General features: G+C 69.7%; 23 protein-coding genes. 9 read left to right on the plus strand and 14 right to left on the minus strand.

What is annotated here, in order from left to right; genetic code table 11:
- Positions 1-8 precede the first annotated feature (8 nt).
- The gene (locus HOW07_RS14495; protein ID WP_175117597.1) at positions 9-1280 is read right to left on the minus strand and encodes an HNH endonuclease signature motif containing protein; all 1272 of its coding nucleotides are present in this window, start codon (positions 1278-1280) and stop codon (positions 9-11) included.
- A 262-nt stretch (positions 1281-1542) separates the two neighbouring features.
- Here HOW07_RS14495 and HOW07_RS14500 point away from each other — a divergent pair, with 262 nt between their 5' ends.
- Complete coding sequence (locus HOW07_RS14500; RefSeq protein WP_175117598.1) at positions 1543-2133, plus strand: DUF805 domain-containing protein; 591 nt, start codon at positions 1543-1545, stop codon at positions 2131-2133.
- 88 nt (positions 2134-2221) lie between these two features.
- Here HOW07_RS14500 and HOW07_RS14505 read toward each other — a convergent pair whose 3' ends face one another.
- Complete coding sequence (locus HOW07_RS14505; protein WP_175117599.1) at positions 2222-2680, minus strand: VOC family protein; 459 nt, start codon at positions 2678-2680, stop codon at positions 2222-2224.
- A gap of 98 nt (positions 2681-2778) precedes the next feature.
- Between HOW07_RS14505 and HOW07_RS14510 the strand changes: the two genes are divergently transcribed.
- On the plus strand, positions 2779-3786 hold the full coding sequence (locus HOW07_RS14510) for a YafY family protein (protein ID WP_175117600.1): 1008 nt from the start codon (positions 2779-2781) through the stop codon (positions 3784-3786).
- On the opposite strand, the gene HOW07_RS14515 is transcribed toward HOW07_RS14510, so the two are convergent.
- The 8 genes from HOW07_RS14515 to HOW07_RS14550 all read right to left on the minus strand — a co-directional run bounded on the left by HOW07_RS14515 (position 3740) and on the right by HOW07_RS14550 (position 13308).
- A complete protein-coding gene (locus HOW07_RS14515) occupies positions 3740-4327 on the minus strand; it encodes a DUF1349 domain-containing protein (protein WP_175117601.1) in 588 nt (195 codons plus the stop codon). The two genes, HOW07_RS14510 and HOW07_RS14515, sit on opposite strands and share 47 nt — an antisense overlap.
- 35 nt (positions 4328-4362) lie before the next feature.
- Positions 4363-5940 carry a glycoside hydrolase family 32 protein gene (locus HOW07_RS14520; protein ID WP_175117602.1) on the minus strand — a complete coding sequence of 526 codons (1578 nt, stop codon included), beginning with the start codon at positions 5938-5940 and terminating at the stop codon, positions 4363-4365.
- Positions 5941-6021: 81 nt separating this feature from the next.
- Positions 6022-7464: a glycoside hydrolase family 32 protein gene (locus HOW07_RS14525; protein WP_175117603.1), complete on the minus strand. Its 1443-nt coding sequence runs from the start codon at positions 7462-7464 to the stop codon at positions 6022-6024.
- Between the two features lie 10 nt (positions 7465-7474).
- The gene (locus HOW07_RS14530; protein WP_175117604.1) at positions 7475-8515 is read right to left on the minus strand and encodes a LacI family DNA-binding transcriptional regulator; all 1041 of its coding nucleotides are present in this window, start codon (positions 8513-8515) and stop codon (positions 7475-7477) included.
- On the minus strand, positions 8512-9426 hold the full coding sequence (locus tag HOW07_RS14535; RefSeq protein WP_175117605.1) for a carbohydrate ABC transporter permease: 915 nt from the start codon (positions 9424-9426) through the stop codon (positions 8512-8514). Before HOW07_RS14535 ends, HOW07_RS14530 begins: the two co-directional genes overlap by 4 nt.
- Positions 9423-10304: a carbohydrate ABC transporter permease gene (locus HOW07_RS14540; RefSeq protein ID WP_056013507.1), complete on the minus strand. Its 882-nt coding sequence runs from the start codon at positions 10302-10304 to the stop codon at positions 9423-9425. Before HOW07_RS14540 ends, HOW07_RS14535 begins: the two co-directional genes overlap by 4 nt.
- Before the next feature lie 70 nt (positions 10305-10374).
- On the minus strand, positions 10375-11736 hold the full coding sequence (locus HOW07_RS14545) for an ABC transporter substrate-binding protein (protein ID WP_254628360.1): 1362 nt from the start codon (positions 11734-11736) through the stop codon (positions 10375-10377).
- Between the two features lie 81 nt (positions 11737-11817).
- On the minus strand, positions 11818-13308 hold the full coding sequence (locus HOW07_RS14550; RefSeq protein WP_175117606.1) for a glycoside hydrolase family 32 protein: 1491 nt from the start codon (positions 13306-13308) through the stop codon (positions 11818-11820).
- Between the two features lie 139 nt (positions 13309-13447).
- Here HOW07_RS14550 and HOW07_RS14555 point away from each other — a divergent pair, with 139 nt between their 5' ends.
- The 5 genes from HOW07_RS14555 (at position 13448) to HOW07_RS14575 (ending at position 16569) form a co-directional block, all read left to right on the plus strand.
- Entirely contained in the window at positions 13448-13723 is a 276-nt protein-coding gene (locus HOW07_RS14555; protein ID WP_064294714.1) for a hypothetical protein, read from the plus strand.
- Between the two features lie 42 nt (positions 13724-13765).
- Entirely contained in the window at positions 13766-14779 is a 1014-nt protein-coding gene (locus HOW07_RS14560) for a squalene cyclase (RefSeq protein ID WP_175117607.1), read from the plus strand.
- Positions 14780-14857: 78 nt separating this feature from the next.
- Positions 14858-15841: an intradiol ring-cleavage dioxygenase gene (locus tag HOW07_RS14565; protein WP_175117608.1), complete on the plus strand. Its 984-nt coding sequence runs from the start codon at positions 14858-14860 to the stop codon at positions 15839-15841.
- Between the two features lie 56 nt (positions 15842-15897).
- A complete protein-coding gene (locus HOW07_RS14570) occupies positions 15898-16077 on the plus strand; it encodes a twin-arginine translocase TatA/TatE family subunit (RefSeq protein ID WP_175117609.1) in 180 nt (59 codons plus the stop codon).
- Between the two features lie 15 nt (positions 16078-16092).
- Positions 16093-16569, plus strand: a complete 477-nt coding sequence (locus HOW07_RS14575) for a Sec-independent protein translocase TatB (protein WP_175117610.1) — start codon at positions 16093-16095, stop codon at positions 16567-16569.
- Here HOW07_RS14575 and HOW07_RS14580 read toward each other — a convergent pair.
- Positions 16550-18136, minus strand: coding sequence for an MFS transporter (locus tag HOW07_RS14580; protein WP_175117611.1), 1587 nt, complete (start codon positions 18134-18136; stop codon positions 16550-16552). The genes HOW07_RS14575 and HOW07_RS14580 overlap by 20 nt on opposite strands.
- Before the next feature lie 237 nt (positions 18137-18373).
- On the opposite strand from HOW07_RS14580, the gene mmuM reads away from it, so the two are divergent.
- Positions 18374-19273 carry a homocysteine S-methyltransferase gene (mmuM, locus tag HOW07_RS14585; protein ID WP_254628361.1) on the plus strand — a complete coding sequence of 300 codons (900 nt, stop codon included), beginning with the start codon at positions 18374-18376 and terminating at the stop codon, positions 19271-19273.
- On the opposite strand, the gene HOW07_RS14590 is transcribed toward mmuM, so the two are convergent.
- Both HOW07_RS14590 and HOW07_RS14595 read right to left on the minus strand, forming a co-directional pair.
- The gene (locus HOW07_RS14590) at positions 19270-20061 is read right to left on the minus strand and encodes an SDR family oxidoreductase (RefSeq protein WP_175117613.1); all 792 of its coding nucleotides are present in this window, start codon (positions 20059-20061) and stop codon (positions 19270-19272) included. The genes mmuM and HOW07_RS14590 overlap by 4 nt on opposite strands.
- A 54-nt stretch (positions 20062-20115) precedes the next feature.
- The gene (locus HOW07_RS14595) at positions 20116-20703 is read right to left on the minus strand and encodes a TetR/AcrR family transcriptional regulator (RefSeq protein WP_175117614.1); all 588 of its coding nucleotides are present in this window, start codon (positions 20701-20703) and stop codon (positions 20116-20118) included.
- 32 nt (positions 20704-20735) lie between these two features.
- Here HOW07_RS14595 and HOW07_RS14600 point away from each other — a divergent pair, with 32 nt between their 5' ends.
- Entirely contained in the window at positions 20736-21746 is a 1011-nt protein-coding gene (locus HOW07_RS14600) for a DMT family transporter (protein WP_254628362.1), read from the plus strand.
- On the opposite strand, the gene HOW07_RS14605 is transcribed toward HOW07_RS14600, so the two are convergent.
- Complete coding sequence (locus HOW07_RS14605) at positions 21664-22281, minus strand: FMN-binding negative transcriptional regulator (protein WP_121294027.1); 618 nt, start codon at positions 22279-22281, stop codon at positions 21664-21666. The two genes, HOW07_RS14600 and HOW07_RS14605, sit on opposite strands and share 83 nt — an antisense overlap.
- Between the last annotated feature and the right edge of the window lies 1 nt (position 22282).

Raw genomic sequence — 22282 nt, forward strand, 5'->3', positions numbered from 1 at the left:
CGGCGGGGTCAGAACGGGGCGGGGTCTGGTTCCGTCCGGTGGTGCTTGCCGTCGGGTGTCGTCCATTCGAGGACGCCGCCCGGTTTGTGGTCGAGGTTCCACCCCGGGAGGTGCTTCATCCGGTGATGATGTCGACACAGGCAGGCGAGGTTTCCGACGTCTGTCGCCCCTCCGTCCTCCCACGCGACCGAGTGGTCGAGGTCGCAGGCTCTGGCTCGTCTGCCACAGCCCGGTGCCCGACAGGTGCCGTCCCGGAGGCGCACTGCCCGTTGCAGGTCGGCCGGGACGCGGTACTGGTTTCGGCCGACGGAGAGGACCGCGCCTGTTTCCGGTTGGACGAGGATCCGGGTGAAGCTCGGCGCGTTCACCGCGATACGCGCCGCGGTCTCGGGGTCGATCGGGCCGTAGCCGTCGAGGGTAGCCGGGGCATCGCTCACACCGGCCATGCTGAGTGCCGGGACGGTGATCTGAACCGTGGGCTTGATGTGTTCCTGGACCTCGATCGGGTGCGGGAGGACCGGGCTCGACAGGACGTCCTCCGGGGTCACACCGGTCAGGGCGAGCGCCGCGAGCGCGTCGGCCTGCAGTTGTCCGCAGGTGCGGGTTTCACCGGCATCGCGCGATTCGGCGGCGGCCGCTTCGACCCGCTCGGCGATGCCCTGCGCGATTGGCGCGGTCGTGAAGAGATGCACCCACGCCATGCCGTCGGCTGCGGGCTCGAATTCCACCCGGCGGTCGGCCTCGGAGCGGACGGCTCGGGCGGTGATCGATTCGGGGTGGAGGCGCTCGCGGAGGACGCGGGCGCGCTTCCGGAGGTACGCGTTGGTCGACTCTTCCGCGACCGGCAGGACCTCGGCGAGGAACACCGCCCGCCCTGCTGCCGGCACGTCACTGAGCTGGTCGATGATCGTCTGCGCATGCCGCGCCGAGATACGCCCTGCCTCGAGCGAGGCGAGCACGGCCGGCGCTTCGTTCACGAGGCGTTCCGCGTCGTTGCTCGCACGCTGCACGGTCCGCTCGGGCGTTCGGGTCGCCATCGCGAGGGCCGCGCAGGTGGATCGGCGTGAGAGTGCCTGACGCTCGGCGGGCGGGAAGATCGCCGGGACCGTGGCGTCGGCGAAGGCGTCGGCGTAGGCGGCGGAACGGGCGAGGAGCCGGGCCTCCTCGGCGTCCAGAGCAGCACGCCGACGCTGGATGTCGGCATAGTGGTCTGAGAACTCCGCGAGCTGCGCGGCGTATTCGTCGCCAGCTCGAACTGCGGAGGTCGTGGTCTCGGTCATGGAACAAGTCCATCATGGACCACTGACATTCCAGATGCCGAGTCGGGTCGGATGTGGAAGGGTCCTCGTGTGCCCTTCGACAGGCTCAGGGACCGGGGGAAGGGCACCGGATTCGTGAGACCGGAGCGGGTGCTCGGGGCTGGCCGAGGATCACCGAAATGCCGCGGAGCATGCCCGAAGTCGGTCGGTCGCGCAAGTTGTTCTGAGGTGGACATGTGTTATGCCAGGGTCTCATTACCGAGTACCTCGATCGAAAGGCACCATGAGTTCCAACGCCACCTCTGACTACCCCGCGACGCCGACGTACAAGCAGCCGTACGCGCCCGCTCCGATCCACGGCGCCGCCTCCCCGGATGACCTGACGCTCCCGCTCTATGGAGCGACGTTCCCGCAGGCGGTCAAGCGCTACCTCCGCAAGTACGCGACCTTCACCGGCCGTGCCTCTCGGAGCGAGTACTGGTGGGTCACGCTGTTCGTCTTCCTCGTCACGCTCATCCCGAACATCCTGTTCTTCACCGGCGTCCTGATCGGCGCGACATCCGCTGCCGCGCAGCGCGAGGCCGTCGTGTTCGACAGCAGTACCGGCTCTCGGACCTACTACACCCAGCCCGGCATCCTCGAGATCCCCGGGGCTGCTCCGCTGATCCTGACGGGCGTCGTCCTCCTCGGCCTCATCTGGCTGGCGACCATCGTCCCGAACCTGGCCCTCGCTTGGCGCCGTCTCCACGACGCCAACTTCCCCGGCCCGTTCTACTTCTTCTCGCTCATCCCGTCGGTCGGCGGCATCATCCTGCTCGTCCTCTTCCTCCTGCCCTCGAAGCCCGAGGGTCAGCGGTTCGACACCGTGCGCTGAGTCGCAACCCGACGACCGGAACGGGCCGGTGCGGACACGATCGTCCGCACCGGCCCGTTCCCTGTCTCGCCGGACGGGCGTGGACGCCTCAGCCGGCCGCCGCCACGTCGAGCACCCACGTGACGCCGAACCGGTCGGTCACCATGCCGAAGCCGGGGCTCCAGGCGGACGCGGCGAGCTCTTCGACGACCGAACCTCCCACGACGAGTCGGTTCCAGAACACCTCGACCTCCGCGAGCGTCTCGCCACGCACCGCGACGAAGCAGGACTGTCCGGTGACGGTCGCACCGTGCTCACGGCGGGTCGGTGCGGCGCCGATCAGGGACGCCACCGGAGCTCCGGGGCTGTCGTACGCCATCACCCGGAAGCCGTCCTCGGATTCGACCTGACCGAAGACGACCAGGTCGGCACCCGGGGCGTCCTTCGGCATCCCGAGGTCGCTGTAGCTCGCGATCGTCGTCCGCCCGCCGAAGACGGACTGGTAGAACTCCAGCGCAGCGCGGGCGTCGCCCTGGAAGTTGAGGTGGGTCGTGGTCGTGATGCTCATGAGTGCTCCTCGAGTCGTGCCGGGCTCCTCCCGGTCGAGCACCACTGTTTCAGGCGTCTAGGACAGATCATGTCCTGCACTCGGACTACGCTCGCACCATGGCCTCACCGACCTCCAGACTCCTGCAGTTGCTCTCGCTCCTGCAGGCGCGCCGCGACTGGCCGGGTGCCCTGCTCGCCGACCGGCTGGACGTCAGCCACCGCACGATCCGCCGCGACGTCGACCGACTCCGGGAGATGGGGTATCGCATCGAGGCCACGATGGGGCCGGACGGCGGGTACCACCTCGACGCCGGGAGCGAACTCCCGCCGCTGCTCTTCGACGACGAGCAGATCGTCGCGCTCACCATCGCCCTCCAGACCACGGCCGTCGCGGGATCCGGGTTCGAGGAGCCGGCGCTCCGAGCACTGACGACCGTGAGACAGGTCCTGCCGTCGCGGCTGCGGCATCGACTCGACGCCCTCGACGTCACCTCGGTGCCCCGCTCAGGCGGCGGACCGACCCCGCAGGTGGCCGTGCCGATCCTCCTCGCGCTGTCCGCGGCCATCCGCGCGCGGGAGGTGCTCCGGTTCGGGCGATCCGTCGACGACCCGGAACCCCCTCGGCGCGTCGAACCGCATCACCTGGTCACCTCCCAGGGGCGCTGGTACCTCGTGGCCTGGGACCTCGACCGCGACGACTGGCGGATCTTCCGCGCCGACCGCATCGTGCCGAGGACGCCGACCGGACCGCGGTTCCGTCCGCGCGAGGTGCCGGGTGGAGACGTCCAGACGTTCGTGGCTGCGAGGTTCAAGGGATCCGAGCAGGCCGATGCCTGGCCCTGTGTCGGCACCGTCGTGCTCCACCTGCCGTTCGATGCGGTCCGGCCGTTCGTCGGTGACGGCACCGCCGAGCCCCTCGGTCCGGACCGCACGCGCTACACCGCCGGCGCGTGGTCGTGGGTGGCGCTCGCCGCGTCCGTGAACCGCTTCGACACCGACGTCGACGTCGTCGAGCCGCCTGAGCTCGTCACCGCGTTCGCACAGCTCGCGGAGCGCAATGCCGCGACCGGGCAGAGCGTCAGCCGTGGAGCGCGTCGTCCGGCGGACCGAGACGGACGGCGGTGAACCGCACCGTGAGGCCGGCGCGCGTCGGGGCTGCACAGAACAGCCCCGCCTCGACGTCGGCCTCCGGGTCGAGGTGGGCGACACGGACCAGTCGCCAGTCCTCGTCGTCCACCCGTGCGCGTACGGTCACGGCGTCGCCGTCGCGGCTCGCGCGCACGGTGACCGTTCGTCCGAGCCAACCGGGGACCGGTGCCACCGACCAGTCGGAGGTCCCGTGCGTGACGACCGCACCGAGCTGGGCGACCCCGTCGGACACCTCGACCCCGGCTTTGATCCACGTCGACTCGGAGGCGCGGAGGAACACCCCGGCCTGATCGAACTGCTCGGAGCCGGGGAGGACGAACGACACCTCGATCGCCGCCCGTCGCTGCATCGGCGCGATCAGCGCGTGCTCCGTGTCGTGGACGAAACCGTAGGAGGTGTGTCGCCAGGCGTCACTGCCCTCGACGGCGGTGACGAGCAGGGAACCGTCCGGCTCCGTCGTCACCGCCGCAGGGGCCGTCGTCCAATGTCCGTGTTCGACCAGGTTCTGCAGATCCATCCGTCCATCCTGACGTATGGATGCGGGCGCTCGCCTCAGATCGCCGTGCCGAACTCGCGGATCGTGATCCCCGAGGCGGTCAACGGTCCGCCGTCGGTGTAGAGCGAGATCCCCGTGTCGCCCTCGGCGAAGTGCACCTGCTGCGAGACGACGGTGTGACCGGCGTTGACGAAGACCTCGACGCTCTGCGTGTCGACGAAGACCCGCAGATGGACCGAGCGTGCAGCCGCGTCGATCGGTGCTGCGGCCCGGGTGTACGGCTGCAGCGAGAAGCCCGCCAGGTCGGACGGTGCGCGGTCGACGTAGAGCTCGGCCCCGGCCTTCCCGATGTTGGTGTGGCGAGAGCCGTCCGCCGAACGACCGACGGAGAGACCGACATTGGTCGCGGTGTCCCAGGTGAGGTCGAGCTCGATCTCGTACGCCCGGCCGCTCCAGGGCAGGACGGCGCTCCCGGTGACCGTCTGGTCGGGGAGGGAGACGGTGGAGGTCGCATACCCGGCCAAAGCGTCCACGGGCGAACTGAGCAGGCTGTACCGACCACCGGACTGCGCCTCGAGTCGCAGCTCCCGGACGACGGAGTTCTGGCCGTTGTAGCCGTCCGAGGCGTCGGTGGGGACGTCGCGGGCCGCGTACTTCCAGTTGTTCATCCACGCGATCGCGAGCCGGCGGTCGTCGGGCGACTCCGCCTTCGGCCAGGTGACGGCGGCGTACCAGTCCCAGCCCCAGTCCAGCCACTGCGGGGTGAGGTCGTCGGCGGTGAACCGCGTCCCGTCCCACGTGCCCGTCCAGTAGGCGTAGGTCATCGGCAGGCCGATCGAGTAGGCGTCCATGCTGGCGCCCAAGACCCAGTGCCAGCTGCCGTCGCCCGCTCGCATCTCGAACAAATCCGGGCACTCGATGCCACCGAGGTCGTGGTTCGGGAAGTCGAAGTTGTGCTGCAACTGCCACGTCGTGAGGTCGGGCGAGGTGTAGAAGGCCGCGTAGCGCGCCCGGCCGATGACGCACACCCATTCGTTCCTGGCCGCGTCCCAGTGGACCTTCGGGTCCCGGAACCACTCGGCGTTCTCGATCTCCGCCGGGGTCTGGGCCGCACGTCCGTCGGTGTTCACGATCACCGGGTCGGGGAGCATCGTGAACGTGAAGCCGCCGTCCGTCGACCAGTAGAGGTACTGCTCCTGGTACTTCCGGACGCCGTCCGTGGGCTGCGTCGCGAGGGCGATGACCGCACCCGCCCCGAAGCCGGCGGTGTTCGCGGTGTCGACGACGGCGGAACCCGACCACACCGGGAAGTCCGGCTGCAGCGGCATGACGGTCCCGTGGTGGGTGAAGGCGACGCCGTCGGTCGTCGTCGCGTGATCCCAACCGCCCGGACCGTTGTTCTGGCCGGAGTGCAGGTAGTACAGCTGGTACGCGCCGTTCGTGAACACCGGTCGTTGCGGGTCGCAGAGCCACCCCGACGGCGGCGTCATGTGGAACACCGATCTGAGGGAGGCCTGCGCCTGGGCGGTGGTCGCCGCCTGGGCGGCGAGGGGCGTGCCGGTACTCGCGAACAGGGCGAGCGCCCCGAGGCCGGCGCCCTGGAGGACGGTCCGGCGGGAGAGGTCGTGCGTCATTGCTGTTCCTTTCGTCGGTGCCGCGGGCGCGCCGAAGGCACCCGTGGCGGGATGGTGCTGGATCGTGCGGTGGAGGACTGCTCAGGCGAGCGCGTGCACCTGGTCGGTGGCGGGCGCCCGGTCGAGGACGGCGACGGCCACCGAGACGGGACTGGCGCGTTCGCTCGCGAGGCTCAGCGTCGGTCGTCCGCTCCCGAGGATGACGAGGTCGGAGACGGTGGCGAGACCGCCGTCGACGAACAGCTCGAGCAGCGGGCCGTCGAGGCTCAGGAGGAGTCGAGCCGGCCGGTCGCCGACGAGGGGAACGATGCTCGTGGAGGCGAAGTCGGGGTGCACCGTGTCCATGGCACCGCCCGACCGGGTGACGGAGAGTGACGCCGTCGCCGGGTCGTGGACGATGAGGACCGCACCGTCGGTGTCGGCCGTCAGCCGGAGCCGCAACCCACCGGTGATCGACGGATCCCAGCGCAGCTCGACCACGCCGTCACCCTCGAGCCCCAGGTCGACGGCGTCCGAGGACACGGCGACGGTCGTCGGGTCGATCGCGGCCAGTCGTTCCCTGACGAAGGCCGGTGGCTCCTGCACGAGTCGTGGCTCGCCGTCGACCGTGGTCAAGGACAGGCGTCTCGGGAGCGACATCGCGCCCCGCCAGGGCGAGGCGGGGAGGTCGGCGGCGTAGCGCCAGTTGCCCATCCAACCGAGGATCACCGCTTCACCGTCCGGAGCGCGGTCGAACCCGACCGCCGCGTAGAAGTCCCGACCGTGGTCGAGCCGCTGCAGCTCGGCCCGCTCAGGCGTGAACACCGAGCCGTCGAAGTCGCCGACGAGATAGCTCATCGACGACCCGTCCGGGTCCTGCACGTCGCCGATCGGGTTGGTGCTGAGGAGCAGGACCCACCGGACCTCGTCCGGGCGTCCGTCGACCGCGAGCGGGATGAGGTCGGGGCACTCCCACACGACGCCGGTGGGACCGACCGGACCGACGGTGCTGAGGTGCTCCCAGGTGCGGAGGTCGGTGGAGGAGTACACGAGGACCTGGCGCTCCACGGCTTCCACCGTGAGCATGATCCAGCGGAAACCCGCGGCGTCCTCGTACCGGATGATCTTCGGGTCGCGGAAGGCGTGCGAGCCGCGGTCGAGGATCGGGTTCTCCGGGTCGCGCTGCCAGGTGAGCCCGTCGTCGTCACTGGTCGCCCGGGACTGCGCCTGCCGACCGTCGGTGGACACACTCGTGTAGTACGCCGTGAGGCGCCCGTCGGGACCCGCGGCGACCACGGATCCCGAGTACACCTGCTCCTCGGCGGTGTACCGAAGGGCGACCGGATGCTCGTCCCAGTGCTGCAGGTCGACGCTCGAGGCGTGACCCCAGCTCATGTTGCCCCAGTCGCTGCCCTCCGGGTTGTACTGGAAGAACGCGTGCCACCGCCCGCGATGGAAGACCAAGCCGTTCGGGTCGTTCATCCAGTTCCGCTGTGGCGTCAGGTGGAAGCCGGGCCGTGGAAGGGCGTGCTGCTCGTCGTGCACGGTCGCGCCCTCAGACGGAGTGCCGCGGTACGGCCGGGCAGGCGATGAGCTGCGGCCCGGCGGGCAGCGCGGCGTCTAGACCGAGCAGCCGACGGACGCCGGCCGCTCCGAGCTCGTAGTGGGGGAGGGCGACCGTCGACAGCGGGGGCCGGAGGTGGGCGGCGATGACGTCCTGGTTGTCGAACCCCATGACCGCCATGTCGTCGGGGATCCGCAGTCCGCGCTCGCGCAGCCCGTCGTAGAGTCCCATCGCCACGCGGTCGTTGTGGCAGAAGACCGCGGTGGCGCCTGAGTCGACGACCTCCGCGGTCGCCGCGTACCCACCCTCCTGCTCCGGTGATGCCGGGATCACGAGGGCGTCGTCGAACGCCACTCCCGCCGCCTGCAGCGCCGAGCGGTACCCGGCGAGCCGGCCGGTCTGTGCCGGTGAGGGGGTCGTCGTGTTGACGAACGCGATCCGTCGGTGGCCGGCCGCGAGCAGCGCCTCGGTCGCGGTCCGCCCGCCCTGCTCCTCATCCGGCACGACGGCCGGGAGCCCGCTTCCGGCGGCGTAGCAGTCCACGAGCACGGTGTCGGTCTGGAGGAGCGCCTCGGGCACGGTGATCTCGTGGTGGAACCAGGTGGAGTAGAGGATCCCGCGGACCTGGTGCTCGAGCATCATCGCGATCGCCTCCTCCTCGGCGGCCGTGTTGCCGTCGGTGTTGGCGACGAGCAGGACGTAGCCGTGGCGCCACGCCTCGTCCTGGGCGCCGTGGATGATCTGGCCGGCGAACGGGGTCGTCGCGATCGCGTCGGCGACGAGGCCGATGAACCGGGAGTGCCCCTGGGACAGCGTCTTCGCGAGGGCGTTCGGCCGGTAGCCGAGCTTGGCCACCGCCTCGTGCACCCGACGTTTGGCGTCCTCGCCGATCCGCGACCCCGGCTTGTCGTTGACGACGTGCGAGACGGTCGCCACGGAGACACCGGCGGCCTTCGCGACGTCGCGCATCGTGATGCCCGAGGTGTTCTTCGGGTGGTCTGAGCCGGGCTTCGGCTGGTCGGTGCTGCTCATCCCTTGGTCGCTCCGCTCTCGAGGCCGCTGATCATCGCTTTGTTCAACACGAGGAACACCAACAGCAGCGGTGTGACCGTGACGCAGACGGCGGCGAACGTCGCCGTCCAATCAGTGTTCCCCATCGCCCCGATGTAGTTCTGCAGGCCGAGCGGGATGGTCTTCAATCCGTCGGAGAGCACGAAGGTGTTCGCGAAGATGAAGTCGTTCCAGATGAAGATGCTGTTGACGAGCACGACGGTGATGATCGTGTTGACCGAGAGCGGGAACGTGATCTGGCCGAAGATCCGGTACGGACCCGCCCCGTCGAGCGACGCGGCCTCGTACATCTCCCTCGGGATGTACTCGTAGAACGACGAGAACAGATACACGGCCATCGGCAGTGCGAACGCCGCCAGCGGGATGATCATCGACAGGTGGGTGTCGAGCAGGCCGACCTGCGAGTAATCGATGAACAGGGGGACGAGCGCGATCTGCACGGGCACGATGATGCCGAGGAGGAACAGACCGCGGACGAGCCCGCTGAACCGGAACCCGAGGACCTGGAGCGCGTACGCCGCCATCATGCCGGCGATGACGATCAGGGCACTCGACCCGAGGGTGACGATCAGGCTGTTGACGATGTTGAGCCCGAGGTTGCCGGTTGAGAACGCCCTTGCGTAGTTGTCGAGCGTCCACTCGGACGGCAGCGCGAAGGGGTTGCCACCGGCGAAGTCGGCCGCCGTCCGGAAGCTCGTGACCAACAACCAGACGAGCGGGTAGACCTGGACGAGCACGATCGCGACGACGGTCACGGTGAGGATCGCCCGCTGCACCCGCACGCGCGGGGTGTGCCGGGGCTTCCGCTTCGGTGTCGACGCCGCCGGGGGCGCGACGTGTTCGGTCGGCCGGGCGGGGAGGGTGGCGGTCATGACTTGTCCTTCCGTCGGAGCAGCAGGAAGATGAGGCCGACGGCGACGAGACACTCGACGACGATGAACATGGAGATCGCGCTGGCGTAGCCGTAATCCGTGTGGACGAACGCCGTCTTGTACATGTAGGTGGTCAGCAGCTCGGACGACTGACCGGGCCCGCCGTTCGTCAGCAGGTACGGGATGTCGAAGCCGCGGAGGGCGAAGGTCGTCGCCATGACCGTCGTCGTGATCCACACCGGCCGGATGTACGGGAAGCGGATCCGCCAGAAGATCTGCCACCAGGAGGCGCCGTCCAGCCGGGCGGCCTCCTCGAGGTCGCGGGGCACGGCCATGAGGGCGGCGTAGATGATGAGCATGTATAGGCCGGTGAACCGCCAGCCCTCCGGGATCGACACCGCGGCGAGGACGGTCTGCACGTTCGACAGCCAGGCCGTCTGGAGGTCGCCGAGTCCGACCCATGCGAGCAGCTGGTTGATCAGCCCGACCGGTTCGAGCGCGTACAGCCGCTGGAACAGGATGGCGATCGCGACCGTCGAGATGACGGCGGGCAGGAGGTACAGCGTCTTGACGAGCTCGCGGGCCCGGGGGAGGGCGGTGAGCAGTCCGGCGACGAGGAGCGCGCCGCCGAGCTGGAGCACCAGGCAGATCGCGAGGTAGCCGAGGGCGTTGCCGAAGGAGGTCCAGAAGACGTCGTCCCGCGTGAGCATCTTGACGTAGTTGTCGAGTCCGACGAACGCCATGTCCGTGATGCCGTCCCACGAGAAGAGGCTGAGGAACAGCGACTGCACGATCGGCAGGAGCACCGCCACACCGTAGAGGACGAGCGGCGGCACGAGGAACACGAGCACCGACAAGGTCGACCGGCGGGGCAGCATCGAGGTGGACATCGGCTTCCGCCGCCGTGGTGGGCGGGCCGGTGCCGCGCCCACCGCGGTCTGGGTGAGCTCAGTCATCGACGTTCTCCGTGAGGGCCGCGTCCATCGTCGCGATGAACTCGTCCGGCGTGATGTCGCCCTGCACGAGCAGGGTCAGCTCCTGCTGGAGTCGGGTGTTCGTGGCCGGATCGAGCTGGGTGTCCCAGGGCATCGCGATCGCCGGTCCGACGCCGTCCGCCTGGGCCACGGAGCTGGCGTACAGCTCGGTCGCGTTCGCGGGGACGGTGGTCTGCGCGGAGGTCGTCGGCGACAGCGCGCCAGTCGCCGCGTAGAGCTCCGGGTAGCGCTCGAGGGCGAACGCGAGGAAGTCGCGGACGAGCGGGTCGTACGTCTTCGCGTTCACCGCCATGCCGATGCCGGACGGGGTGACGTACTCGTTGTCGGCGGTGACGGCGCCGTCGATGGTCGGCAGCGTGAAGGTGCCGACCGCGTCACGGACGCCGGGGTCGAGCGCATCCGTCGCGAGGTTCGAGAGCTCCCACGTGCCGATGTTGTAGACCGCGGCCTTGCCCGAGGTGAAGAGCGCCTGCGCGTCCGCGTAACCGGTCGAGGAGAAGCCCTCCTGGAAGCAGCCGGCCTGCCCGAGGTCGTACAGCCACTCGGCCGCGGCCTTCCCGGCCGGGTCGGAGAAGGAGGCCTTCCCGGCCTTCAGGTCCTGGATGTACTCGGGACCCGCCATCCGGAACGGGTAGTAGGCCATGTAGCGCTCGAGCGGCCACTGGTCCTGACCGTCGAGCGCGATCGGGGTGACGCCCTTGGCGCGGAGCGCCTTGCACATGGCGGGGAAGTCGTCGAGCGTGGCCGGGACGGTGACACCGGCGTCCTCGAGCAGGGAGCGGTTGTACCAGAAGAACTCCAGCTGGAACTCGAACGGCACCATGTAGAGCGAGCCGTCGTCGAACCGCTGGTAGTTGAGCGCAGCCTCGCGGTAGGAGTCGGCGAGACCGAGGTCCTCGAGGAGCAGGTCGACGTCGACCATGCGGCCCTGCTTCGCGAGCTTCTGCGCGAACGGGGTCGCGTCGGTGTCGAAGAGCTCGGGGAGCTTGTTCGCGGCCGCGAGGGTCTCGTACTTCTGGATGTAGGACGGGCGGTCGGGGGTCGTGATGAGGTTCAGCGAGAAGCCGGGGTGGTCCTTCGCGTACTCGTCGGCGATCTGCTCCATCGCGGTGATCACCCCGCCGTCGGCCGGGCGGGAGAGCAGCCACGAGATCTCGCGGGGGACGATGTCGCCCTTCGGGTCGACGTCGGTCGGGTCCGTGGCGCTCGATCCGCCGGCGCAGCCGGAGAGGGCGAGTGCTGCAGCGGCGACGAGGGCCACGAAGGCGGTGCTGCGGGTGGGGCGCATGGTGCGGGGGCGTGCGGTGGTTGGCATGGTCGGAATCTCCGTTGATCGATCACAGGTGGGTGCGGGTGTGCGGGTGGTGGTGCAGGCGGGCGGAGCGTGGTGTCGGGATCAGGACGTGGTGCTGGTGAGCAGTCGGTGTGAGGTGAGGTCGTCGTCGGAGTCGCCGCCGTCGCGCTCGAGGAGCGTGCACGCCTCGACGGTGACGGTCCCCTCGCCGACGAAGACGCCGACGCGACCGGCCGGTCGGTCGTAGAGGCGCGTGCTGAGGACGACCGCGTCGTCGACGGTCGCGACGCAGAGGTCGCCGTCGACGATCACCTCGAGCTCGTGCAAGCCGGGGGCGAGGTGGCAGGGGCGTTCCAGTTCGACGACGAAGGGGACGTCGCCCGAGATCTGCCACTGCTCCGTGCCGGTGCTGGAGCGGGGCCAGCGGTCGAACACGAGGCGGTCGCGCTTCGGCTCCAGGCGCAGGACGTAGCCCTCGTCGCCGTCATCGCTCGCCCGGAGGAGGACACCGCACTCGGTCGTGCCGGGGGCGATGTCGAACCGGGCGACCAGCCGGAAGGAACTCGGTGCGTCCACGGCCGACAGGGCGTCGGCGTACCCGTCGGGGGCGCTCAGGACCGTGCCCGAGGTGACGACGGTGTCCGTCGGCTCGTCGGCGGGCGCGAAGGTGTCGCGGAGTTCGGTGGGCGGATGGAAGGCCAGGGTGCCGTCGGCACGCTGCTCCGCTTCGAGGACCGACATGGTGCCGGCCCACTGCCAGGCGCCCGCGTCGTGGGCTCCCTCACGCGAGGCGATCCAGCCGAAGAAGAACCGGCGTCCGTCGCGGGAGGCGGACTTCGCCGCGTAGTAGGCGCGTCCGTCGAGCGTGTCGTGCTCGGGGACGAGCCAGGGGCCGTGCAGGGTGCGCGACATCCGGTAGCGCGTCGTGAACGACTCGCTGAACTCGGAGGACACGAGGTACCACCAGTCGCCCCACTGGAAGACCTCGGGGCACTCGTGGGCGATGTAGCGGCGCGGGTCCCAGAACGGCTCGACGGGTTCCCAGGTCGAGAGGTCCGTGGAGGTGCACTGGGCGATGACGCCGCGACGCCGTTCCGGGCCGTGTGCGTGTCGGGCGGTGATGAGCATCCGCCAGACGGCCGCGTCCTCGTCCCAGAAGACGAAGGGATCCCGCCAGTCGGCGGTCTCATATCCTGCGGTGGCGCCGAAGGTGTCGGCCTCCCGGCGCTCCCAGGTGCGCATGCCGTCGGTGCTGACGGCGTGCATGACGAGTTGCAGCGCCAGACCGTCGGCACCGCGGCGCTCCGGGTGCTGTCCCGTGTAGAAGACGTGGTGGACGCCGTCGGGGTCCAGGATGACGCTGCCCGTGTAGACGTTGAAGTCCGGCGCGGACGGTCCGCCCGACGGCAGTGCCTCACCGAGCTCATCGAAGTCGACGAGGTTCCGGGTGGTCACGCGATGCCACGGCATGCCGATCTTGGGGACGCGACGCGATTCGTGCAGGTAGAAGAGGTGGAAGACACCGTCCTCCTGCCAGGGGATGACGTCTCCGACCCATGCGCCGTTCGGCTGGTGGAACCCTCGTTGGTTCATGACGTCCTCTGCAGTGAGTGGTTAATCGGTTACGCAGTTACCGTAGCGAGGTGCAGTGACGATGGTCAAGCGGTTAAGCAAAGTTAAGCAGCTCGAGTATCGACTTGCCTCACGCGACATTCGAACGTATGTTCGACACATGACCCGCCCGCGTCCGATCCGCCTCGACCACGACACGTGGCTCGTGATGCGGAACGACCCGGTGATCCCGAAGGCGGTCATCGAACGGCGCCGCGATCGGGGTGGTGCCGACGCGTACTTCGTCATCGCCTGGGACATCGATCCACTCAAGCGGGTGTTGATGAGTGTGCAACCGAGCCTGGAACGCGCGGACGCCCTCGTGCGGTACGACGTCCCGCGCACCGCGTCCGACCGCGACGGGCCGCCCAACGGGCTCAAGGCCACCCCGCGCTGATCCAGCCTGTCGGAGCGCGCCACCGGGGAGTAGCGTTCCCGCATGGCGATCGATCCGAAGCTGCTCGACTGGTTGCTCGACGCCGACCCGGCCATCCGGTGGCAGGTCGAACGCGACCTGGCGGGAGCGCCACCCGCGGTCTGGGAGGCGACGCGGGGCGCCGTGGCGGCGACCGGGTTCGGTGCCGAGCTGCTCGCGCATCAGGACCCTGACGGACAGTGGGCGGGCGGCGCCTACTTCCCGGCCGGGTTCTTCGGCAGTGCCGAGCAGGAGGAGCCCGGGCAGCCCTGGGTCGGGACCACCTGGGCGCTCAAGGACCTCCGCGAATGGGGTGTCGATGCCGGGGCCCTGACCGACACGGCCGAGCGCCTGACCGCCAACAGTCGCTGGGAGTACGACGATCTGCCGTACTGGGGCGGTGAGGTCGACGTCTGCATCAACTCCTTCACGCTCGCCACCGGCGCCTGGCTCGACGTCGACGTCACCCCGCTCGCCGCCTGGTTCTCCACGCATCGCCTCGCCGACGGCGGCTGGAACTGCGAGGCGGAGGAGGGCGACTCGGTGCGGTCCTCCTTCCACTCGACCCTCAACGCGGTGCGCGGTCTCCTGGCGTATGAGTCGTACACGGGGGACTCGAGTGTTCGTGAGGCCCGACAAGGGGGCGAGGAGTACCTCCTGACGCGACGACTCCTCAACCGGGCGACGACGGGTGAGCGGGTCGGCCCGTTCGTGGACCACTTCATCTACCCGAACCGCTACCGCTACAGCGCCCTCGCCGCCCTCGACCATTTCCGGGACGCGTCTCTCGCCGGCGGCACACCCCCGGATCCGCGCCTCGCCGACGCCGTCGAGCTCGTCCGCGCGGCACGGCGGTCGGACGGGATCTGGTTGCAGGGACGGGTCCTCCCCGGACGCGTCTGGTTCGACACCGACGTGCCGGAGGGTGAGCCGTCGAAGTGGCTCACGCTCATCGGTTCCCGGGTCCTCGCCTGGTGGGACGATGCGGACTCGGCAACCGCCCAGCAGACCCATCGACGACGTATGGGCGGCTCATAGGAAGCCCATAGCCGCCACGCCGATGCTCGTCTCACGACCGATCGAGACCACCGATCGCAGACGAAGGCGAGGCGCACCATGAGCAGGATCCCAGCACCCGAGACCACCCCGGACGGCCCGGCCTACGAGGGCCGTCTACTCGACCGGGCCGACGAGGAGGTCGTCGACCAGGGTGTCGCGTTCGACCTCGGAACCCTCGTCAGCCGGCGCACGGTGCTGAGCCTCGTGGGCGCCGGGGTCGGGGCCGTCGCGCTCGCCGCCTGCTCCACCGGGGCGTCCGGCAGCAGCAGTACGAGCTCCGGCGCCGCGAGTACCGACACGGGCACCGCGACCGCGACCGCCGGCCTCCCATCGGGCGAGATCCCCGACGAGACCGCGGGCCCCTACCCGGGCGACGGCTCCAACGGAGCCGACGTGCTCGAGGAGTCCGGCATCGTCCGCAGCGACATCCGGTCGAGCATCGGGTCGGGCACCACCGCGAGCGGAGTCCCCATGGCCCTCTCGCTCACCATCCTCGACATGGCGAACGGTGACGCCCCGTTCGCCGGCGTCGCCGTGTACGTCTGGCACTGCGACGCGTCGGGCGGCTACTCGATGTACTCCGACGGGATCGAGGACGAGACCTACCTCCGCGGCGTCCAGGTCGCCGACAGCTCGGGGACCGTCTCGTACACCTCGATCTTCCCGGCCTGCTATTCGGGCCGGTGGCCGCACATCCACTTCGAGGTGTACCCCACGGTCGCGGACATCTCCGACTCCGCGAACGCCATCGCGACCTCGCAGGTCGCCCTCCCGCAGGCGGCGTGCGACACCGTCTACGCCCTGTCGGGCTACGACGGTTCGAGCGCGAACCTCGCCCAGGTGAGTCTCGACGACGACAACGTCTTCGGCGACGACGGCGGTGCCCTGCAACTCGCGACGGTGACGGGTGATGCGACCTCCGGGTATCAGGTGGCGCTCACCGTCCGGGTGGACACCACGACGACGCCGACCGCCGGTGCTGCCCCGTCCGGCGGTGGCGGGGCTGGCGGCGGCGGAGGAACGCCGCCGAGCGGACGCTGACCGCGGCACCTCCACGCATTCCCGTCCCGACCCGCATCGACCCGAAAGGACCCGTCATGGGATTCCTCCAGAACCTCACCGGCTGGCACGCCCTCATCGTCTTCGCCGTCATCCTGCTGTTCTTCGGCGCCGCGAAGCTCCCGAGCCTCGCCCGCAGCGTCGGGCAGTCGGCACGCATCCTGAAGGACGAGGTGTCGGCCGACACCGACCCCCGCGCCGACACTCCGGCTGCCTGATCATCGGAGCGCATCGTGTTCGGACTCACCATGGACAAGCTGATCGTCATCGGCGTCCTCGCGGCCGTGCTCATCGGCCCGAAACAGTTGCCGGTGTACGCCGAGCGACTCGGAGTGCTCGTCCGCACCGTCCGCGACCTCGTCGCCACGACCAAGGCGCGAGCAGCCGAGGAGCTCGGACCGGAGTTCGACCCGGCCGAGTGGAAACGCCTCGACCCTCGACAGTTCGATCCCCGACGGATCGTCCAGGAGGCCCTCGTCGAGGAACGTGGGCCGGATGCGCCGCGCGAGCCGGCGGCTGAGGACCAGGACCCGACCGTGCCGTCCGCCCCGGCGAAGCCGGTCGCGAGCGGTGGCTGGCAGGCCGCGCTGCTCGAACGGGTCGGACGCGACGGGGCGGATGCGCACCGCGCACCCGCCCCGATCGTGATCACCGAACGCGTCGTCCTCGACGAACGCGTCGACGAACCCGCTAGCCGGCGGGCGTCGTGACGCGTCCGTCCTGGCCGTCCGCCGCGGCGCCGGTGGTCGACGCGGGCGGCAGGATGTCGAGCGGCATCGTGTGGGTGTCGATGAGCGGGTTGTCGTCCTGCCCCTTGACGAGTTCCACCGCCTCGGCCTTCGTCTCGACCGTCGGCACGGAACCGATGAGCGGACGACGAGCCGTCTCCCGCATCGTGAGCACGCCGACGCCCGCCACCGCAGCGAAGAACATGATGTAGAACGCGGGCATGAAGGTGTTCCCGGTGACCTGGATGAGGAACTCGCTGAACAGCGGCGTCGTGCCACCGAAGAGCGAGACCGACAGGTTGTAGGCGATCGCCATCGCGCCGAAGCGGGACGCCGTCGGGAAGAACGCCGGCAGCGAGGCCGCGGACGGTCCCGCCCACAGGGCGACCGGGGCGGCGACCATGAACAGGGCGATGAAGATGGCCCAGATCTCACCGATCTGCATGACCGCGAACGCCGGCACCATGAGGGCGAGGGTCGCACCGACGGCCATGAGGTAGACGGGCTTGCGGCCGAGCTTGTCGGACATCCGGCCGACGAGCGGCAGGCAGGCGGACATGATCAGCAGGACCGGGATGGTCGCGACCGCGGCCGTCAGGTTGGAGACCCCGACGTCCTTCTCGAGGTAGGTCGGCATGTAGCTCGTGAGCGCGTAGCCGGCGGTGTTCGTCGCGGCGACGATCGCCATCGCGATGAGGATCTGGCGCCAGAAGTGACGGAAGATCCCGAAGATCCCCTGGCGGGCCATGGGGTCCTCGTGCTCCGCCTCGATGCCGCCGGCGGTCTCGGTGACCTCGTAGGCCGGGGTCTCGGGGATCTTGAGGCGGAACCACACCGCCACCGCGCCGAGCGGCAGGGCGATGAGGAACGGGATGCGCCACCCGAACTCGGTCATGGCGTCAGGACCGGCGAGGCCTTCCGCGATCAACGTGGTGAGGGCGACGGTCCCGGCGCCTGCCGCGAAACCGACGTAGGACCCGACATCGAGCCAGGACGCCCAGAACCCGCGTCGGCGGTCGGGAGAGAACTCGGCGACGTAGGTGGACGCGCCGGCGTACTCACCGCCGGTCGAGAAGCCCTGGATCATCTTGAGGAGGTACAGCGGGGCGATCGCCCACAGCCCGATCTGGGCGGCGGTCGGCAGCACGCCGATGAGGGCGGTCGCCGCGGCCATCATCGACATCGTGAGGAAGAGGATCTTCTTCCGGCCGATCTTGTCGCCGAGCGGTCCGAGCACGAGCCCGCCGAGCGGACGCACGAGGAACGACACGGCGAAACCGAACAGGGTGACGAGGATGCCGGCCTCAGGAGGGAGGCCCTCGGTGAAGACGACGGTCATTGTGACCGCGAGGTAGCCGTAGATGCCGAAGTCGAACCACTCCATGAAGTTGCCGACGACGGTGCCCGAGATGGCGGTGCGGACCTTGGACGTCTTGACGACGAGGACGTCGTCGACGCGGAGGCGCCTGGTCTTGCGGGCCGGCTTCCGGCCGGTTCTGGGGGAGGGGGATGCGGGGGACGATGATGCCGCGTTGTCGCTGGAGTTCACAAGCAGTACTCGTTTCCTGACAGTCGTGTTGAATCGTTCGGCACTCGCGTAATCGCTCAGTGCCCGAGAAATGCCGGAGGATCGCCATGCTGCACTGGCACGGAGCTCGGGGGAGCTGCACGTCGGGTGGCGGGTCGTTCTCGGGGAGAACGTGTCCTGTCGGCTCTGGACGGGTATAGACCATACCAGCTGTCCAGTGGCGCCTCATCGGGTTGCGACGCGAGCACAATGGGACGTATGGACCTGAGGCGCGGCATCTGGACGGTCGACGGCGGTCTCGGGACACTGCTCGAAGCGCGCGGCCGAGACGTGTCCACCGTGCTCTGGAGCGCCGCGCTGCTCGCGCGCGATCCTGGGGCGATTCAGGAGGCTCATCAGGAGTTCTTCGCCGCGGGTGCGCAGATCGCGATCACGGCGTCGTACCAGGTCGGCTTCGAGGCGTTCGATCGGATCGGCATCTCGGTTCCGGAGACCGAACGGCTCCTGCGGTCGAGCGTCGAGCTGGCGCGTGCGGCGCGCGACACGCGGTCGGAATCGAACCCCGACGGCCCGCTCCTCGTCGCCGCGTCGGTCGGTCCGTACGGCGCGACGCTCGGCGACGGCTCGGAGTACGAGGGTGCCTCCGGTCTCAGCCGGACCGAGCTGCAGCGGTGGCACGAGCGGCGTCTGGCCGTGCTGGTCGACGCGGCCCCCGACCTCCTCGCCCTCGAGACCATTCCGACGCTCGACGAGGCGACGGCGCTCGCCGAGCTCGTGCGGGGTTCGGGAGTGCCTGCGTGGTTGTCGTTCACGGTGGAGGGTGGTCGTCTCCGCTCGGGCGAGCCGATGGCGGAGGGCTTCCGACTGGTCGAGGGGATCGACGAGTTCCAGGCGGTGGGTGTCAACTGCTCGCACCCGGACGAGGTCCTCCCGGCCATCGCCGCTGCACGGTCCGTGACGGACAAGGCGGTGGTGGTCTACCCGAACTCGGGCGAGCGCTGGGACGCCGACGCCCGCTGTTGGCGTGGAGCCGCCGGGGTCGGCGAGGTGGAGGCCTGGCTGGAGGCCGGGGCGACGGTCGTCGGCGGCTGTTGTCGCGTCATGCCGGCCGACATCGCCGGTGTCCGCGCGCAGGTCGACGGGTGGACGCGTTCCTAACCGACGTCGAATCCGCCGTTGCTCGAGAGCACCTGGCCGTTGATCCAGGAGCCTGCAGGCGAGAACAGGAAGCGCACGAGGTCGGCGGTGTCGGACGGCGTGCCGAGTCGGCCGGCGGGCGTCGCCTTGGCTCCCCAGCGGCGGATGTCGTCGGTCATCCAGCCCGTGTCGATCGGACCCGGGTTGATGACGTTCGCCCGCACCCCGCGCTCGCCCAACTCCACCGCCGCGGCCGTCACGATGCGGTCGAGCGCACCCTTGCTGGCCCCGTAGGGCAGATTGTGCACGGTGTGGTCGCTCGTGAGCGCGACGATGCGACCGGCCACCCGGGGCGGCGTCTCCTGCACCGGGAGCTGTTCGGCGAAGGCCTTGATGAGCAGCCACGTCGCCCGCGCGTTCACGGCGAAGTGGCGGTCCCAGCTCTCGAGGTCCGTCGTGAGGATCGAGCTGTCGACCGACTCGCAGTGCGACATGACGAGCCCCGACACGGGCCCCAGCTGCGCTGCGCGCTCGACGAGTTCGGCCGGGAACGCCGGGTCTGCGAGGTCACCGAGCACGAGCTCGACGGTCACGCCGAGCGCACGGCACTCGTCCGCGATCGACTCGGGGTCGTCGGGGGACCGCTCGTAGCCGACGCGGTCGTCGTAGGGTCGCCAGGCGTTGAGGACGAGGTTCCAGCCGTCCGCGGCGAGACCGGTGGCGAGTCCCGCGCCGATCGAGCGGCGGCGCCCGACCCCGGTGACGATGGCGATGCGGTCGGTGGCGGTGGCGTCATCGGTGAAGTCCATCCCGAGACCATACGCGATGTCGGGTGGTCGCCGACAGGCCGCGCCCGGCTCCGGTCAGGCGGCCAGGAGTCGACCGGCGATCGCGCGGGCGGTCTCGAACGGTTCGCGGAAGGTGCGCATCCCGACCGTCACGATCGCGCCCTCGTAGAGCAACATGAGTTCGCGGGCGCGCGTTCCGGCGTCCGACAGGCCGGCTTCGGTGATGAGCTCGGCGAAGCGCTCGAGCAGCCACTGCTTCTGCCGGGTGACCTCGGGGAGCACGAGGCCGCTGGTCGCGTGGTCGGGGATCTCCGCGCGGGCGTTCACGGCGCTGCAGCCCTTGGGGCTGTTGTCGTCCGACCAGCCGATCGCCGCGTCGAAGATCGCCAGAACCCGGTCGACCCCGGGTTCCGGGTGCTGCGCGAGGACGTCGTCGACCCACGCTCGCCAGCGCGCGTCGCGATGCTGCAGGTAGGAGAGCACGAGGGCCTCCTTGCTGCCGAAACGGTCGTAGAGCGTCTTCTTCGTGACCCCGGCCGCCTCCGCGATGGTGTCGACGCCGACCGCGTGGATGCCGTTCTCGTAGAAGAGCACGGAGGCGGCGTCGAGCACGCGTCGGGCGCCCGGCGTGAGGGGTGCGAGCTCTGGAGTGTCGCCCGTCATGCGAAAACTATACCAGTCTGTATACTGCAGGGATGAGTAGACAGATCGGTATACCTGTGGCGCGGATGATCCGTGCCGTCATCGTCCCCCTCGCGGCGATCGGGTTCGTCCTCGCGTGGAGCTCCGGGTTCATCGTCGCGAAGATCGGGACCGAGGACGTGCCGGTGCTCACCGTGCTCCTCTGGCGGTTCGTCCCGCTCGCCGTGGGGCTCGCGATCGTGCTGGTGCTGAGCGGGCAGTGGCGGAACGCCACCCGGGCTCAGCTGCGCTCGCAGCTCGTCATCGGCCTGTTCGCGCAGTTCGGCTACGTCGTGTTCGTCTACGCCTCGGTCGCCGTGGGCATCTCGACCGGGACGACCGCGCTCATCGACGCCGTCCAGCCGCTCGTCATCGCGGCGCTCGCCGGACCGCTGCTGCACGTGCGGGTTCCGGGGGCCCAGTGGCTGGGACTCGGGATCGGCGCGGTCGGAGTGTTCCTCATCGTGCAATCCCAGTTCGGCGCCTCGGACGCGCCGCCGATCGCCTACGCCCTGCCCGCACTCGCCATGGCTAGCCTCATCACCGCGACGATCCTCGAACGGCGCTCGCCGCACCGATCCCCGGTCCTCCTCACGCTGACCGTCCACGCGACGGCGACGACAGTGCTCCTCGCCGTGCTCGCCCTCGCGACCGGCGCCGCGATGCCGCCGGGCGACACGATCTTCTGGCTGACGACGCTCTTCCTCGCGCTCGTCCCGACGCTGTCGGCCTACGGGCTCTACTGGTGGCTGCTGCGTCGCATCGGGGTCACAGTCCTCAACGCGCTCCTGTTCCTCGTCGCCCCGACGACCGCCGTCGCGGGTGCGCTCCTGTTCCAGGAGCCGTTCACGCTCCTGACGGCCGGCGGGTTCCTACTCAGCGCGGCGGGCGTCACCCTCGTACTCGTGAGCGACGCCCGCGGTCGCGTCGGTGCCCGTAGGGTCAGTGCCCCGCCGGCCGCCGATCCTGCTGACGGCGCATCTCCTCGGCCAGTGCCGGATTCCGCTCCGCAAGGTGCGCGGTGATGTCGTCGACCACCTCGGGCGCCTTGTTCTGACTGAGCTTCGCGCGGGCGTCGAAGCGGGTCACGCGCATCCGGAGGCCGACCGTCCCTTTCGCTGCGCGCCGGGTGCCGGCCTCGTCCTGGGACAGGTGGCGGCCGTCCGGTCGATGGTCCTCGAAGTGGTCGGTGAGTCGCGCGAGCATCTCGTAGTTCTCGTCCTCGCTGAGGACCTCCGGCGTGCCGTACAGGTGCGCGGTGACGTGGTTCCACGTCGGGATCACCTGGCCCTCCGGGTACCAGCTCGGCGAGACGTAGTCGTGCGGTCCCTGGATGATGACGAGGATCTCGTGCTCGCCGAGCTCGTGCGAGCGCTCGTCCGGTCGGCCGAAGTGACTGACGATCGACAGCTCGTCCCGGTTCTCCTCGAGGATCGCCGGGTAGTGGGAGGCGACGAGACCGGTGCTCGCAGGCGAGACGAACGTCGCCCACGGGTGGTTGCGGATGAGGCGCTTGACCTCGTCGACGTCGGTCATCAGGTAGGTGGGGGTGTGGCGCATG

This window comes from Plantibacter sp. MCCC 1A11337, from assembly GCF_013349365.1.
Taxonomy (GTDB): Bacteria; Actinomycetota; Actinomycetes; order Actinomycetales; family Microbacteriaceae; genus Plantibacter; species Plantibacter flavus_A.

Excerpts from the sequence above, each read along its gene's own strand:
- HOW07_RS14495 (WP_175117597.1), bottom strand. The coding sequence starts at position 1,280 with ATGACCGAGACCACGACCTCCGCAGTTCGAGCTGGCGACGAATACGCC.
- HOW07_RS14500 (WP_175117598.1), top strand. The coding sequence starts at position 1,543 with ATGAGTTCCAACGCCACCTCTGACTACCCCGCGACGCCGACGTACAAG.
- HOW07_RS14505 (WP_175117599.1), bottom strand. The coding sequence starts at position 2,680 with ATGAGCATCACGACCACGACCCACCTCAACTTCCAGGGCGACGCCCGC.
- HOW07_RS14510 (WP_175117600.1), top strand. The coding sequence starts at position 2,779 with ATGGCCTCACCGACCTCCAGACTCCTGCAGTTGCTCTCGCTCCTGCAG.
- HOW07_RS14515 (WP_175117601.1), bottom strand. The coding sequence starts at position 4,327 with ATGGATCTGCAGAACCTGGTCGAACACGGACATTGGACGACGGCCCCT.
- HOW07_RS14520 (WP_175117602.1), bottom strand. The coding sequence starts at position 5,940 with ATGACGCACGACCTCTCCCGCCGGACCGTCCTCCAGGGCGCCGGCCTC.
- HOW07_RS14530 (WP_175117604.1), bottom strand. The coding sequence starts at position 8,515 with ATGAGCAGCACCGACCAGCCGAAGCCCGGCTCAGACCACCCGAAGAAC.
- HOW07_RS14535 (WP_175117605.1), bottom strand. The coding sequence starts at position 9,426 with ATGACCGCCACCCTCCCCGCCCGGCCGACCGAACACGTCGCGCCCCCG.
- HOW07_RS14540 (WP_056013507.1), bottom strand. The coding sequence starts at position 10,304 with ATGCTGCCCCGCCGGTCGACCTTGTCGGTGCTCGTGTTCCTCGTGCCG.
- HOW07_RS14545 (WP_254628360.1), bottom strand. The coding sequence starts at position 11,736 with ATGCCAACCACCGCACGCCCCCGCACCATGCGCCCCACCCGCAGCACC.
- HOW07_RS14550 (WP_175117606.1), bottom strand. The coding sequence starts at position 13,308 with ATGAACCAACGAGGGTTCCACCAGCCGAACGGCGCATGGGTCGGAGAC.
- HOW07_RS14555 (WP_064294714.1), top strand. The coding sequence starts at position 13,448 with ATGACCCGCCCGCGTCCGATCCGCCTCGACCACGACACGTGGCTCGTG.
- HOW07_RS14560 (WP_175117607.1), top strand. The coding sequence starts at position 13,766 with ATGGCGATCGATCCGAAGCTGCTCGACTGGTTGCTCGACGCCGACCCG.
- HOW07_RS14565 (WP_175117608.1), top strand. The coding sequence starts at position 14,858 with ATGAGCAGGATCCCAGCACCCGAGACCACCCCGGACGGCCCGGCCTAC.
- HOW07_RS14570 (WP_175117609.1), top strand. The coding sequence starts at position 15,898 with ATGGGATTCCTCCAGAACCTCACCGGCTGGCACGCCCTCATCGTCTTC.
- mmuM (WP_254628361.1), top strand. The coding sequence starts at position 18,374 with ATGGACCTGAGGCGCGGCATCTGGACGGTCGACGGCGGTCTCGGGACA.
- HOW07_RS14590 (WP_175117613.1), bottom strand. The coding sequence starts at position 20,061 with ATGGACTTCACCGATGACGCCACCGCCACCGACCGCATCGCCATCGTC.
- HOW07_RS14595 (WP_175117614.1), bottom strand. The coding sequence starts at position 20,703 with ATGACGGGCGACACTCCAGAGCTCGCACCCCTCACGCCGGGCGCCCGA.
- HOW07_RS14600 (WP_254628362.1), top strand. The coding sequence starts at position 20,736 with ATGAGTAGACAGATCGGTATACCTGTGGCGCGGATGATCCGTGCCGTC.
- HOW07_RS14605 (WP_121294027.1), bottom strand. The coding sequence starts at position 22,281 with ATGCGCCACACCCCCACCTACCTGATGACCGACGTCGACGAGGTCAAG.